The organism is Acidianus sp. HS-5 (assembly GCF_021655615.1).
In the GTDB taxonomy this organism is placed as follows: domain Archaea; phylum Thermoproteota; class Thermoprotei_A; order Sulfolobales; family Sulfolobaceae; genus Acidianus.
Map to the genome: position 1 here is coordinate 1184406 of NZ_AP025245.1, position 14384 is coordinate 1198789.

At 33.8% G+C, this 14384-nt stretch carries 14 protein-coding genes; 6 read left to right on the plus strand and 8 right to left on the minus strand.

Annotated elements, in window-relative coordinates:
* Positions 1-14: 14 nt before the first annotated feature.
* Together HS5_RS06450 and HS5_RS06455 are read right to left on the minus strand one after the other, a co-directional pair.
* Complete coding sequence (locus HS5_RS06450) at positions 15-734, minus strand: carbon-nitrogen hydrolase family protein (RefSeq protein WP_236753345.1); 720 nt, start codon at positions 732-734, stop codon at positions 15-17.
* The gene (locus HS5_RS06455; protein ID WP_236753346.1) at positions 731-1861 is read right to left on the minus strand and encodes a CBS domain-containing protein; all 1131 of its coding nucleotides are present in this window, start codon (positions 1859-1861) and stop codon (positions 731-733) included. Before HS5_RS06455 ends, HS5_RS06450 begins: the two co-directional genes overlap by 4 nt.
* Before the next feature lie 44 nt (positions 1862-1905).
* Here HS5_RS06455 and HS5_RS06460 point away from each other — a divergent pair, with 44 nt between their 5' ends.
* Complete coding sequence (locus tag HS5_RS06460) at positions 1906-2955, plus strand: acetoin utilization protein AcuC (protein WP_236753482.1); 1050 nt, start codon at positions 1906-1908, stop codon at positions 2953-2955.
* Here the strand turns inward: HS5_RS06460 and purT are convergent.
* Together purT and HS5_RS06470 are read right to left on the minus strand one after the other, a co-directional pair.
* Positions 2944-4131 carry a formate-dependent phosphoribosylglycinamide formyltransferase gene (gene purT / locus HS5_RS06465; protein WP_236753347.1) on the minus strand — a complete coding sequence of 396 codons (1188 nt, stop codon included), beginning with the start codon at positions 4129-4131 and terminating at the stop codon, positions 2944-2946. The genes HS5_RS06460 and purT overlap by 12 nt on opposite strands.
* A gap of 56 nt (positions 4132-4187) precedes the next feature.
* Positions 4188-4775, minus strand: a complete 588-nt coding sequence (locus HS5_RS06470; RefSeq protein WP_236753348.1) for a hypothetical protein — start codon at positions 4773-4775, stop codon at positions 4188-4190.
* 37 nt (positions 4776-4812) lie between these two features.
* Between HS5_RS06470 and HS5_RS06475 the strand changes: the two genes are divergently transcribed.
* On the plus strand, positions 4813-5466 hold the full coding sequence (locus HS5_RS06475; RefSeq protein ID WP_236753349.1) for a phosphatidate cytidylyltransferase: 654 nt from the start codon (positions 4813-4815) through the stop codon (positions 5464-5466).
* Here the strand turns inward: HS5_RS06475 and HS5_RS06480 are convergent.
* Positions 5434-6066 carry a hypothetical protein gene (locus HS5_RS06480; protein WP_236753350.1) on the minus strand — a complete coding sequence of 211 codons (633 nt, stop codon included), beginning with the start codon at positions 6064-6066 and terminating at the stop codon, positions 5434-5436. The two genes, HS5_RS06475 and HS5_RS06480, sit on opposite strands and share 33 nt — an antisense overlap.
* A 104-nt stretch (positions 6067-6170) precedes the next feature.
* Between HS5_RS06480 and HS5_RS06485 the strand changes: the two genes are divergently transcribed.
* A complete protein-coding gene (locus HS5_RS06485; RefSeq protein WP_236753351.1) occupies positions 6171-6605 on the plus strand; it encodes a hypothetical protein in 435 nt (144 codons plus the stop codon).
* On the opposite strand, the gene HS5_RS06490 is transcribed toward HS5_RS06485, so the two are convergent.
* Positions 6593-7576 (minus strand): FAD-binding oxidoreductase, encoded by a 984-nt coding sequence (locus HS5_RS06490; RefSeq protein ID WP_236753352.1) that lies wholly within the window; start codon positions 7574-7576, stop codon positions 6593-6595. The genes HS5_RS06485 and HS5_RS06490 overlap by 13 nt on opposite strands.
* Before the next feature lie 37 nt (positions 7577-7613).
* Here HS5_RS06490 and HS5_RS06495 point away from each other — a divergent pair, with 37 nt between their 5' ends.
* Both HS5_RS06495 and HS5_RS06500 read left to right on the plus strand, forming a co-directional pair.
* A complete protein-coding gene (locus HS5_RS06495) occupies positions 7614-8396 on the plus strand; it encodes a hypothetical protein (protein WP_236753353.1) in 783 nt (260 codons plus the stop codon).
* 20 nt (positions 8397-8416) lie between these two features.
* Positions 8417-8953, plus strand: coding sequence for a molybdenum cofactor biosynthesis protein B (locus HS5_RS06500; RefSeq protein ID WP_236753354.1), 537 nt, complete (start codon positions 8417-8419; stop codon positions 8951-8953).
* Here HS5_RS06500 and HS5_RS06505 read toward each other — a convergent pair.
* Positions 8927-10783 (minus strand): 4Fe-4S dicluster domain-containing protein, encoded by a 1857-nt coding sequence (locus HS5_RS06505; RefSeq protein WP_236753355.1) that lies wholly within the window; start codon positions 10781-10783, stop codon positions 8927-8929. The genes HS5_RS06500 and HS5_RS06505 overlap by 27 nt on opposite strands.
* A 96-nt stretch (positions 10784-10879) precedes the next feature.
* Here HS5_RS06505 and HS5_RS06510 point away from each other — a divergent pair, with 96 nt between their 5' ends.
* Complete coding sequence (locus tag HS5_RS06510; RefSeq protein ID WP_236753356.1) at positions 10880-12145, plus strand: glycosyltransferase; 1266 nt, start codon at positions 10880-10882, stop codon at positions 12143-12145.
* On the opposite strand, the gene HS5_RS06515 is transcribed toward HS5_RS06510, so the two are convergent.
* Entirely contained in the window at positions 12138-14360 is a 2223-nt protein-coding gene (locus HS5_RS06515; RefSeq protein WP_236753357.1) for a DEAD/DEAH box helicase, read from the minus strand. The genes HS5_RS06510 and HS5_RS06515 overlap by 8 nt on opposite strands.
* Between the last annotated feature and the right edge of the window lie 24 nt (positions 14361-14384).

Genomic DNA, 14384 nt, shown 5'->3' on the forward strand with positions numbered 1-14384 from the left:
CTTAGCTAATAAATTTACTGCAGTTCCATCACGTCAAAATCCTTAATTTCCTTTATTCTTTCTAACCTTATGTGAAAATAAGACAAAGGATTAATATCTGCTATTGCAAAATTTTCTTCTTCTCCTAACTCCGCTAAAGTAAGTAAATCTACTATATTGTCATCTCTTTTATGTGGCATGAACGCTACACTTTTCCCTGGATAATTTGGTGGATTGTAAACATTAGCATTTACTATTGTAACTCTATTCTCTAGACTTCTAACTCTTAAGTATTCTCTCCAAATTTCGATTCCATTATAGCTTATCTTAGAAGGCACAAGGATTATTTCCGCACCTCTCGATACCATTTTTCTTATTACTTCAGGAAAATCTAAATCGTAACAAATTGCAATACCAATTTTTATTCCAGAAATAGAAAAAATTATTGAATATGTTCCCGGCATTAGTTTTTCCTTTTCTTTATTAAAGAGATGTAATTTCTTAGCTAATCCTTTGATATCACCAGAAGAGTCTATAATTGGCGCTATAATCGATACTCCGTCCTCAACTGCTCCAGGAATAATGTATGCAGTGTATTTTACTGCCAATCTCTGGAAATCTTTTAACGGCAATTCTTCAACAGTTTTAACCCATTTTTCTGGTAGGAGTACTAATTGCGCTCCAGATATTAGTGCCTTCTCTGTAAGCGATAAAGCTGAATTAACAGTGTATGGCTGTACTACTGCAATTTTCATTCTTCTTCCTTAGTTACTTTTTTGCTTTTATCGATCTTTTTTAATTTTTTGATTAAATTATTCTCAACCTTTTCTACTGCCTTCTTTACTGCAACTATAGGATCCCAATCAGTTTCGCTTGCTATGAAATTGCCTTCCTTTGTACTTACCGTTACAGTGGTTTTGTATAAGGTCTTATCTTGGCTTTTTGCTGTTTCCTTAAACGATATCTTAAAGTCAATAATATCAGTCATTTTCTCTAATTTGCTTAAGTACCTTTCAATGACACCATCGATTTCTGCCTTAATTTCCTCCTTCTTTAATCCAGAAGTTAGTTTTGCTTCAATAGGCATTGTTAAATTATATTTTGATTCTAGCGACTTTATTATATCTATAGTACTAATAACTCCTTCAATGAAATCCCCTTCTAGTACTGGTGCACCAGAAATGTTCTTCTTCAAAAGCAATTCTGCAACCGTCTTTAAAGAGTCAGAACCCTTAACTGAAATTACTGGCGATGACATTATCTCCTTTATTGGCATTGCCATTATTCTCTCTTCTTCAGTTAGTATCGATGATCTCTTCTTTTCATTAATTGAGTACAATGCGTTAACAATGTCCCTAGAGCTCACTATTCCATCTAGTTTATTCTCTCTAGTGACAGGTAATCTGCTTATGTTATCCCTTATCATTAACCATCTAGCTCTTGCAACTGATTCTTCTGCATCTATTGCCAATGCGGGAGAAGACATGTATTCTCTTACTTTCTTATTATTATCAATTTGATTAGTATCTAAAATGTATTTAACAACGGACTCTCTAGTAATTATGCCTATAAGTTCCTTATTTTTATTAACTAATGGAATTGCTCTAGCTTTTGTAGTGTAAAACTTAGCTATAACTTTTGAAAAGTCATCCTTTTCGCATATTGTTACTGATGGTGAAGATAATGTGAGTATTTTAGCATCTAAACTAACTCTTCTTTTTAAAAGATCCTTATATGTTAATAGTCCAATAACTTTCTTGTGCAAAACTACTGGAACTACCCATTGGTTTTTCTCTTTCATTTTTGGTAGAATATCCCTTAACCTATCATTGGGGTTTGCCACAACTTGAGGTTCAACGTATAACTCTTCCAAATCTACCACGTATAATCTTTTTATAATGAGAAAATAAAATTTCTATGGAGAATTTGAGGAAGACCGTATTTATATGGAATGAAAATTATTTAGATTACTCCTTCCCTGAAGATCATCCATTTAAATCGCTTAGAGAATCCATGGCAAAAAAATTTATGGAAGAAAGAGGATTTTTCCACGACATAAATTTAGAAAACGCAGTGCCTGTAACAGAGAGTTTACTAGAAAAGATTCACGATAAGAATTACATAGAGTTTGTGAAAAAGAAGAGTCTAGAAGGGAGAGGATACTTAGATGAAGGAGATACTCCAGCTTTTAAAGGAATATATGAGGCTGCAATTCTAAGAGTTGGAGGCAGTGTGAAAGCTTTAGAAATGATAGAAAAAGGATATGATGTGGCAATAAATATAGGAGGAGGATTTCATCATGCAAAGAAATCTGCTGCCTCTGGATTTTGTGTATTTAATGATGTAGCATTGATAGCTAAACTTGCCGAGAAGAAGTATAGAGTAGCCATAGTGGACATAGATGGGCATCACGGTGATGGAACACAGCAATTGCTTTACGATGATAATAGAGTTTTGAAAATATCTTTACACATGTTCTACAAAAACTTCTTCCCTGGAACAGGAAATTATGATGAGATAGGAGAAGGGAATGGTAAGGGATTTAGTCTTAATATTCCTTTGCCTCCAGGTACTGCAGACGATGCATATACTTTAGCATTTAGGGAAGTTGCCGTAAAAAAGCTGGAAAAATTTAAGCCGGAACTAATAATTATTGTTGAAGGGGGAGATTCGCATTTTGATGACCCTTTAGTAGAGCTTAAGTTATCTACTAAAGGATACTTTGAAGTAATAAATGAAGTTTTAAATGTTGCTAACAAGTTCTCGTCCAAGATAATATTACTGGGTGGTGGAGGATATAACTATGAGGCAACAGCTAGGATATGGACAATAACCACAGCACAGCTTGCGGGGATTGATATGAGTGAAGTGGATCTACTTCATGATTGCTGTTTTACCTCATCAACAAATTTTGTGAAAGGAAAAGTTAACGAAGTAATAAAAAAACTTAAGGAAATTCACGGCTTACTCTACTAGTATTAACGCAGAAGCCTTCCTAGCTTTTTCTCTAGCTTCATCAACTGTGTTTCCGTTAGCTAATACTACTCCCATTCTTCTCTTCTCATAACTGTAAGGTTTACCGAATAATCTAATTTGGACTCCAGGGATTTCCAGAGCCTTCTCTAAATTGAGGTATTTAGGATTCCACTTATCTCTTTCTGCTAAAATTACGTGAGATGCTGCAGGAGTTAATAATCTAACTTCAGGAGTAGATAAACCTAGTGCACTTCTCACGTGAACTTGGAATTCGCTTATATCTTGGCTAGCCATAGTTACCATTCCAGTATCATGAGGTCTGGGAGAAACTTCGCTAAAGAGTACTCTATTTCCTGATTTTATTATCTCTACTCCGAAAATTCCAACTCCTCCTAACTCCTCGACTACCTTTACTGCATAAGACTTAGCTTTTTCTATAACTTCGTCCTCCACAGTAGCTGGTTGCCAAGATTCTACATAATAATAACTTGGTCTCTGGTGCTCTACTGGAGAAAATGTTTTAGTAATTATTCCATTTTCAGTGCTATATCTATAAGTCAAAATAGTAAGCTCGGTATCTATTTTTACGTATTCTTCAACTATGACTCTCTTACCCTTACCGCGTGCATGAGAAATAGATTCTTTGTAAGCTTCTTCAATCTCTTCCTCCTTATTTATTAAGACGTGACCGTGACCGCTTGAACTCATTTCTGGCTTTATAAGACAGGGAAATCCTATATCCTTGCAAGCTTTCTTAACTTCTTCTGCACTTTCTGCAAATGCATAAGTTGTTGTGGGTACTTTTAACTTCTCTGCAGCGAGACTACGTAATTCTATCCTATTCATGCAGATTTTTACAGCTTGAGCATTAGGAATTATTCTATATCCTGAGTCCTCAAGATCAATTAATGCATCGGTATTGATTGCTTCTATTTCTGTTATAATCCCGTCAGGGTTTTCTCTCTTGACTATAGACTTTAGAGCAGAAGGATCCATCATGTCTATTACATATTTTCTATGTGCAACGTGCATTGCTGGAGCCATATCGTATCTATCAACCGCAATTACTTCTACTCCCATTCTTTGTGCTTCAATAGCAATTTCCTTACCTAATTCACCGCTTCCTAAAAGCATTAGTTTCTTCGATCCTTCTAAAAGCGGAGTTCCGATCTCCATGCATGAAATTACTTGAGTAAGATAAAAAATCTGTCTATCTAGAGTCTTTACTTTAATTAACTAAGTAAATGAGAATCTATCCATTCGTAGAGTCTATTATAATCTTTCATTATGTAAAACAAGCAAATCCAATTTTTAGGTGGAGTGCATTTTCCAGAATAAGGAAAGATTATTGCGCCGTACTTGAATTTTTTGGAGTACTGCATTACTTGTTCAAGATTACTTTGTCTTGTTTTAGCCTCTATAGCTATCTTATTTTCAATGATAAAATCTGGTTTTGTGTGAGTAGAAATTCCTCTTATTGTGGAAAATATTGCTTGATTTCTGTCTACTCTATACTTTCTAGAGAGAATAGAATAAACATAATCTTCAAATACCTTACCTAGTAGCTGGTTTAACCTTAATTTCCTTTCCTTATTGGGATAAGCTAAAGCAGGAAGGAGATTCGCATCAGGATAGATCTCTTTTATTCTACTTATTAAGATTCTGTCTTCGTTATCAAGGTAAAAATTTAAGTTCGTTATTTCCTTATCTCCTTCAAATGCTTTAACAATCCAGTTATCAACGTAGACTAATATTTTGCCGTTCTTTTCGTCTGGTATTAACAAACCGTCTTTTGTAGCACTATACTTAAATACTCTCACGGCTCAAACTTAATAGTCTTTAGGATTCTAAAATGTTGTGTTAGTTAGTTTATCAGATATCGTATGGGCTATAGCACTTACCATATGGGTAATGGTAGTCACTTTATATATATCGAAATATGTTGCAAAAAAGACTACTATTTATATTGCGAGAAAAACTATACATATTCTAGGAGGAGGAGTAGTTGCAGTTCTTTCGCCTTTTATTTTTTCATCGCCTTTACTTCCTATAATTTTATCCTATCTGTTAACAGCATATTTAATTTTCCATAGAGAGAAGAACCCTCTTAGCTGGTTCCAAGATAAGGAAAACAGAGGAGAAGTATGGTTTACCTTCTCTTTCGGGACTATACTAGTGTTAAGCTGGATCTTAATTGCCAATTTCTGGGATCCAGGATCTAAGTATTTATATGTCGCATTATTACCTTTACTTTACATGTCTTTTGGAGATGGAGTTACTGGCATAATAAGAAATTATGTGTACAAAAGAAGAGTAAAAGGCTGGTGGGGATCTTTAGGAATGTTCATAGTTTCATCTATTTTAGGATATTATTTTCTTTCTATTCCAGGTCTAATTTCAGGTATCTTGGCTACAGTGGTGGAAAGAATGGGTAAGGTTGATGATAATATCTTGGTTCCTTTCGTTCCTTTCTTCTTTCTATATGTCACTGTAGTACTTCTTAATCTTTAAGAAATCCTCATAATCAAATATTTTTAACCTAAGGTCAGTAGTATTTATAATTATTATTCCATCAATTTTAGCAGATTTCAGAGATAGCAAATTAACGTCCAAGCTATTGTGGTATTTTCTAATCATTCTCATTAGATTTCTTATCTCTTCTTCACTTCTTTTTTCTCTATCTTTTAGTAATTCTATGGGAACTGGCGGAATATAATATGAAGGTACTGCAATATAAAACTGTGATGCTAAATTACTGTATCTAGCGATTTTTAATGCCATTCTACTCATTAAGAAATCTTCTTGCTTTCCTGCAAAGCTTGGAGGAACGAAGCCCGTTTCAACTTCTATTCCTACGTCTATACCTTTTATTGCGTAAATGTCAATTACCTTACCATTGCTTTCATATTCTACCGATACTTTGAAACCTTCTTTGATTAAATAAGAAGAAACTATGAGCTCTAATGCTGAATGATTAATATTAACGAAACCCAACTTATGGAAATCTATAAGTCTTTTATATATTTCATCAATCTCAGGTAGATTTCCATAATTAGATATTATCCTGCATTTAATATTATGCAAATCTTTAGTATAATTATCGCGTTTCATGTGAATTACCTCTCAGTCAGGGGAAACGCTCCTCATTTTCTCAGTAAACCGTCACATCATCACATTCAACTAACTTTAACAACTCTGGGAATAAAATCATTTTCATGTTAAGTTTCTTAGTTGGATCTCCTGCTCCATCTTGGTATGATTTAAGAGACATTCTAGAAGAGTATAGAAGTGTCGCAGTTTACATCGATAACAAAGGTAATATTGACATGATAAAAGTCAGCAGTCTAGACGACTGTTTCTTACCAACGTCTGTATTAGTCAATCCAGGATATTTAAAAAGATTAAAGCCATATTATATAAAACTACCTAATTTTGTAGCGTTTCCAATATTAAGCCTTAAAGTTTTAAGAAAAATGATAGAAATGAAACATTGGAGAGCAATAGAATACTATTCTAAAGAAGAATTTATAGGAGGCTGGGTATTATACGATTGCAAAAATTGTGAGGAAAAGCAGATGTTACATCTTCAAGTTGATGCAAAAAATGAGGAAGAATTATATTTAAAGCATATATCGATTTATAGTTCATGAGGTTCTTTTCCTATTTTAAAGTCCTTTATTCCTTTAAATCTATCTATAATATAATCCTTATCTTCGTCTCCCTTAGTTATAAAATTGAAAAGTAGCCTTGCCACTCCAGGGCCTACTTCTGCACCATAACCGTTAAAGCCCCCTATAAAATATAAATTATCCAACAGTCTTCCATAGGCAGGTCTCATATCTGGTGTTCCTTCGCAAAACTCTCCAGAAGTGTAAATAATCTTTAGGTCACCAAGTCTCTTTCTAGCTTTACTCATGACTTCTTCTGGATTAACTTTTATTCTTTGGCAAGGTTTAGCTTCTATTGCCTCTCCATCTCCAATAATTGCCGTTTTTATACCTATTCCTAAGAAAGGTCTAGAATAAAAACTTAATTCGTAATCATAAACAAACATTCTATCCAATTCCTTATTTTGGGTTAGAGTTAATGAAGCCCAACAATAATAACTCTTTGTAGGAACGTCAAAAATCTGGTTATTCCAAGGTCCTGCTGCTAGAATTATTATATCAGTGTTTACTTCACTATTGTTTACCTTAACAGTTACCGTATTTCCTCTTTTTATGATTGAGGCTCTCTCTTTAATTACTGGTACATTATCAATCATTTTCTTTACGTAAACTAGCCTATCTCCTCCTAGTGCGTATAATCCTTGAGAATCGAATAATCTCCTCTCTTCTATCTTCACTCCATACTCTTCCCATAAGTTTACTAATTTTTCATCTACATTTCCTATAGTAAAAGATGGAAATTCCTTAGTTTCAACACTGAATTCTTTATAAAAGTCTAAGGCTAGGCTGGAGAGATAAACATCTTTATCCACTAAAAGAAGGGAGTGAATTAAACTAGGGAAGATCCTTCTAATTCTTGGGTCTATAACTTTCACGCTGAATCCAGCTTTCTTAAACATGTAATAAAGTGAACTTCCTGCTATTCCAGAGCCTATTATTGTTACCTTCAACAAAGAAAACGCTAAGTTCTTGGTATTTAAAATAATCTAAATGGTAACTGAAGGGTATTTTGTGAAATATCAAGGTATAATATGGGCAGTAAAAGGTTGTTATCATCCTGAAGGGTACGTAGTAGCAGTACCTAGGAAAATAGGTGAAAAAAAGATAAAAAAGATGAGAGAGGCAATAGAGTTAGTCAAGGAGAAATTCCCTCATTTAATGAAGTACATGGAAGAAATAGGTTTCAAAGTCCCTTTAATACCTTTGGCTGAAGCTAAAGTTTTAGATCCTTTTAAAATATCTATACCACAGTTTGAGGATTTTATAAATAGATTTCTCGATGTAGGAATAACAGGAAGTTATCTTTATGAAGAAAGAGGAGAAGATTTAGATTTAATTTCTTTTAATAGTAAAAACTACGAGATTCTGGCTGATATGAGAAAGAACGGAGTAACATCATCGCTATTAGAAGTTAAGGATAACGAAATTGAAGGGCTATCAAAGCAGGATTTTTCACGTTTAAAGGCTAATAGACTTTTAGAAGGTAAATATAAAGGAACTCCTTACACTTTTAAAATCGTCGAATGTGAAGATTTCGGAAAAGTAATTAAAAAGGAGAAATTTGAAGGAGTAATAAAAATTGAGAGAGCCCTGAAACCTTTTTCCTTACCAGTAAAGTACCTTACCGAGGAAGGTTATGTTCTAACTAGCTTTAGGACAAGATATACTGAATTGAAAGAAGGATTAAGGCTTTATGTCAAAGGAACTCTACTCTCTAGAGAGAAGTTTGAAGACCTTGACCTAGATGTTGCCCAAACAGTAAAAATTATGTAGTGTTAATCATATAATTATATATGTGTGAACATAAAAAGCACAGGGAGTTAGCCCCTAAAGTTCTAAACTTTTTCGTAATAACTATAAGTACTTCAAGATATGAAAAAATGCAGAATAAAGAGCCAATAGTTGATGAATCCGGAGATATTATTAAGCAGGAAATAATTACCTCAGGTCATAAGCTTATTGGCTACTTACTGGTTCCTGACGATAAGGTAAAAATATTGAGGGCTTTTACAGATGCATTAGATAACCCAGAAGTTGACGTTATAGTGTCTACCGGAGGTACTGGATATTCTAAGACAGACGTTACCGTGGAAACTTTAAGAGGGATATTCGATAGGGAGGTTGAAGGTTTTGGTGAAGTTTTTAGGTTTTTAAGTTATGAAGATCCACAAGTTAAGTCTGCGGCTTATTTGAGTAAAGCAACTGCAGGAATAATAAAGGATAAAGTAATTTATGCATTGCCGGGCTCTCCCGATGCTGTAAAATTAGCGATGGAAAAGCTAGTATTGCCTGAAGTACCTCATTTAGTATTTATAGCTAGATCTAAGTGATTTTTCTATTTCGTTTTTTATTAATTGTTTTACACTTTCATTCTTATAACTGAGCTTATCCATATTTAAATAATAATAGAATATATCAAAATAATTTTTACTTTGAATAATTTTGTCTATCGATTCTATAAATATTTTATCATAAAGACTGGGTTCTATCTCCTTGTACCATTCTGCATCTACTAACACTTTATCCAATGTCGAAAGCATTTCATTAAATTCATTATGAAGCTTATCAATATCAGATGTATCTAGATTTATGTTTAATAAATCAATATAGCTCTTAATTCCAAGTCTCTTAGCCGCTAACGGACATAGCGTGATCTCTGCATCTATTTTGTTATTACTATATCCTTCCTTATTAGCAAGATTTAGCATTTCGTATGAACATCCGTAAAATTTTCCGTTAGAATAGAAGCAAGGATAATGAACTTTTCTGTCTTTCATTAATGATTTTATATTATTTTCTAGCATGGAATACGCAAAAGTTATATCAAGAATTTTTATAGACTTTAAAGGAATTAAATATCTAGCTTCTTCCGGAGTTAACGTGATAGCTTCATCAACAACTTCTAAAAGTTTTTTAGCGTTATCTGTGTTAATTTCACCTTTAACTATTTTATCTAATGGATCAGGAAGAGTTATTATGCCTAATTTTACGCCTCTTAATGAGAAGTATTTCATAATTTTCAATGCATCTTCTAACAGTTGATCAGAAATAGCAGTTAAAACTATGCTCTTCTCAGATGGTAAATTTAACTGTATATTTGGAGTTTTACCATTTAAAGTGGATTTTTTCTTTAATGAGTCTACTATATTTAAATCAACCGGGCAAACATCTTCACAAATTCCACACAGGTGGCAATTACTAACTTCGGTTTCCTTACCTATTGAAGATAATGTAAAGAAACCTAGAGGTGAGAAAACTAATGAGTCCCTCTGATAACTATGGGGACAAACTTCTACGCATCGTCCGCACAAAACGCAACCACTAAACTTATCAAAAGAGTAAACTTGACCGGAAGAAATTTTCAGATCTGTGTCCGAGGATATAATATAATAAACCGAGCTTCCTCTAAAAGTAAGGTAAGCGTACTTAGCATTTTTTAATAAGTCAGAAGATATATTTCTCAGTTCAGTTTTACCTATGTAAAGAAATTTACCAAAATTAGATAACTCTGGGTAAAAAGGCGAGAAATCCGAAAAACCGTCAATATATCTCTTTACAAGAATTTCTCTTATCTGCGTATAAGAAACTACTAGTCTACTTCCAGAATTATCTTTTATTACTGAAATATCTCTAAAAGGTAAAACGTTCTCCGAAAGTAAGGATTTAACTTTTGCTACTATCACGTCTTCTGAGGCAGAATATCCCTTAAATTTCAGCGGTTTATTTTCCTTTTTAATATATACTGCATAAATTATTCCTCCTTTATATTTTCCAACGTATTTTTCTCCGTTTAAATAAGCTTCCACGCTAAGTTTGTTTACAATCTCTCCAAACTCATTATATCCAAAGCCTTCATCACCAAGGCTAATTGTTCCTCCTACGCTGAAGTCCAATAAGCTCCAAAGTTCTGGAGAGTATCTTATCGTTTCCCTCCATTTAGTTCCTGCAAGAACTTTAATAGAGTCTCCTAAATCTTGAATTCCCTTTAGTTCAGATAAGTCTGCAATTGCATTAGATGAGACGTTTCCTCTAAGATGCTCATATTTAGCATCAGTATTACTAGGCAAATTTTTAATATCATCTTCACTAGTAATTTTTATGTATTTATCAATATTTTTAGACGTAACTGATGAGTAAAATAAGCTTTCTAGTGATTCCATAAAAAGTAATTCTAAAGCTATGCTAATAATTTTTCTTTTATAAGTGCCTTACCTTTAGGAGGTAATTTTTATTTTCTACGTAAAGTTAGCTATTTAATGAGGATTCTTTTACACTCATACCTCCTTGAGGCAGGAAGTGGTGGAGTTAAAAGAAATAGGGAAGTTATCAAGTTCTGGAGAAAATACGTTGATGAACTAATATACATACCCCTCCTTGGAGATATGAGGAAGGCATCAGAAGATGAGGAATTTAGGAAGAAAATGTATCACGAAGTAAAATCATTAGGTTTAGAGATTCCCGAGAAAGTTAATGAAGTAATTAATAGTAAAGCCATAAAAAAAGTCCTAATAAAACTTTCAAAAATGAGATTTGATATATATAGTAATACTACTCAATATAAATTAAATGCAGAGATAGCGAAAATAATAGGTAAAATCGACGCCGACGTTTACTATGCTCAACAAGAATTTCCTCAAATGGTAGATTTTTTGACTAAAATATCAAATAATCGAAATATAGGTGCCTTAATTCATATTGAAAATTTTCTAGGATCCTTAACTGAAGATCTATCACATTTTTATAATGCATATAGCTCTATGGGATTAAGCGGAATTGCGTATGCATTATTTGTAACATTCCTAAGATCATATCCTAGGAGAAGAAAATGGATAAAATTAGTTAACAGTGGAAAAGTAAAATTTGCCTTTTCTGTTTCCGAGCAATTAACTGAAGTATATCCATTTATGAGAAAAATACGCACTAAAGTGCTAAGGCCTGCTAACGCTTTTGATAAGAAACTTCTTAACTTTAGGGATAAAGGAAAAGACGACTATGCAGTTTTTTATGCGAGATTAAGCCCAGCGAAAGGAGCTCTAGATGTTTTAAAAATATGGAATAAAATGGATGAAAATAAGAAGTTGATAGTAATGGGAAAATTCTCAGATAAAAATGTGGAAAATCTGTTTATGAAAAATAAACCTAAAAACGTAGAATATTTGGGCTTTGTTCCTCAAGATAAATTAGTAGACATCGTAAGCAAAGCTAGAGTGTTGGTTTATCCTTCCCATTCAGACTCCTTTTCCCTAGTCATTTTAGAGTCCCTAGCTTTGGGAACTCCAGTGGTTGCATATGAAATTCCTGGAGTAAGGAGTGTGTACAAGGATCTTAATGCAGTTAAACTAGTTAAAGAAGGTGATTTAACACAATTTATACGAGAAGTAAGAAAAATTTGTGAAATGTCTAAGGAAGAATATGAAAAAATAATAAACGGTAGAAAGCTTTTGGAATTTTTAGATGAACACTCAAGCTGGGAAAAAGTTGCATTAAACGAGCTAGAAGAATTGAAGAAGATAATTAGCTGACACTATCTCCCCACATGTTATCGCATGAGGTAGCTTTACCTTTAATTACTTCTGAGATTAATCTAAAGGACTTCCTTCTAGATAGCATTTTATTATTATTACCGCAGTATGGGCTGTAAACGCACTTAGGACAACCGTCTTCACAGTCGCACTTACCTACTATATCTAGTGCGACTTCGTAAGCATCCTCAAGTCTATTATAAAGCAGTTTAGCAACTCCGCTACCGCCTACTGTAGAATCGTATACGATTACATGACCACTAGGATAACTTATTCCAGAAAGATCAGTAAGTGAAGCACCAGCAACAACTCTTCCTGCAGAAATTAATACGTGCTCTGTTGCATGATAAGCCTCCATACCGTCTATTAAAGAAAAGTCCTCAAGAACCGGATGCTTTATAATTAGTCCTTTAGTTTTATATGTATAAACTAGAGGAGTATCATATTCTATTTCATTTCCTTTAGTCTCTTTCTTAGCATAGAGCTCATGAATTACATATCCGTGTACTGAAACTCTAACTTCTACTTCGCCATATTTAACCGGTAAGCCGTAAACTTTCCTACTTTCAATCTCTGTAAAATTTACCATATCCACGTCGTATAGAGGCTTAGTATAGTAAGGTAAATCCTTATCAGCTCTTTCAACTCTTGCTATTAAGTTATTTATGTTTACATCCTTAACTATGTAAGTTCTCTTTGAGACTAAATATACAGCGTCAGGATAAATATCGTAAAGTGCAACCGGAAGTTCCCTTTCTCCTATTTTCTTTTCTCCATTAAATATTTTTACTATAGGTCCGCTACTCCTTAAAGAAGAGTTTGCTACAAAAACTTTAGTTTGCTTTATAGCGTAGGCTACACCATTAATGATTTTAACTTTACCTTCTTTTTCCAATTCTTTTAAAGCCTTAATCCAAAGAGGCGGAAGATTATCAAGCTTTATCATTCCTTTTTCAAGGAGATAAGCTGCAGTGTGAACTTTTATGACTTCAAGGTTTGTGGTATCAAAAGGCAATGGAGTTAATTTCCTATTGAAAAACTCCTCTGGCTTTCTCAGGAAATAAGAATCTATAGGATCATCTCCTAGTATTGTTATAACATAGCCTATTTTATTACGCCTTCCTGCTCTGCCAGCTCTTTGAACGTATTTTGAATAGCTCGGAGGATCTTCAGCCATAATTACTGCGTCAAGATCACCAATGTCAATACCAAGCTCCAAAGTAGGAGTAGCTACTACTCCCATTATTTTACCGCTTTTTAGGTCTTCTTCGATTTTTATTCTTTCAGAAGGCAGTATACCGGCCCTATGAACTTGCATGTTAACTCCAAATCTGTCAGCAATTTTTGCAGTAACTTCTGCCATTTGCTGAGAGTCGGTAAACACTAGTGTCCTAAAACCGTTCCTTATTAATAGTGCAGCTAAATATGACGCTAAAGTCCATCTGCTCATTCCTTTAGAATTAACTAGAACGTGAACTGCCATTCCTCTCCTTCGTTTAGTTCCTTCAATTATTTCTCCGGGCTCATCAAATAGTTCCTGGAACATATAAGGTGTAGCTCCAATTGTAGCGCTTGATGCTATTACATGAATATCGTTAGTAAATTCCTTCAGCCTATCAATTATCATTCTAAGATGAGAACCGAGAACTCCTTCGTATATATGAATTTCATCAAATACAAAGTGCTCTGCAGATCTAACCAATTTCCTGAAATTAGGGCTTAAGGGCAATCCGACGTGGATCATGTCTGGGTTAGTTATTAATATATCTGGAGGGTTCACGTAAAGTCTGTCCCTTTCAATTTTAGGCGTGTCTCCATCTATTACTCCTACAGTTATTGGAAGGCTTTTTGTTAGTCTTAGAATCCTATTTAGCTGATCTCTTGCTAATGCCTTAGTAGGATAAACTATAACGCTCTTTTCTCCTTTTGATGCAAAATCTAAAATTGGTATGAGAAACGCCTCAGTTTTTCCCGTCCCTGTGCCAGAAATTATAAGCACGTTCTTTCTCTTTTCAATTTCATCGAGCGCTTTCTCTTGGAACTTATAAAGTCTCGTTATCCCGATACTTTTTAAAGATTCCTTTAGTCTTTCATCTATTTTCAAATCATCAACTTTACTTCCTAGTTCAGGTTCTAAAGCTGTTTCAGTATGGACGTGAGCTATCTCCGTAGAGAAAAGCTTTAATCCTTCAGTAAGCTTGTCAAGTACTTCCATACTTTTAAATAATTGTTGACATAA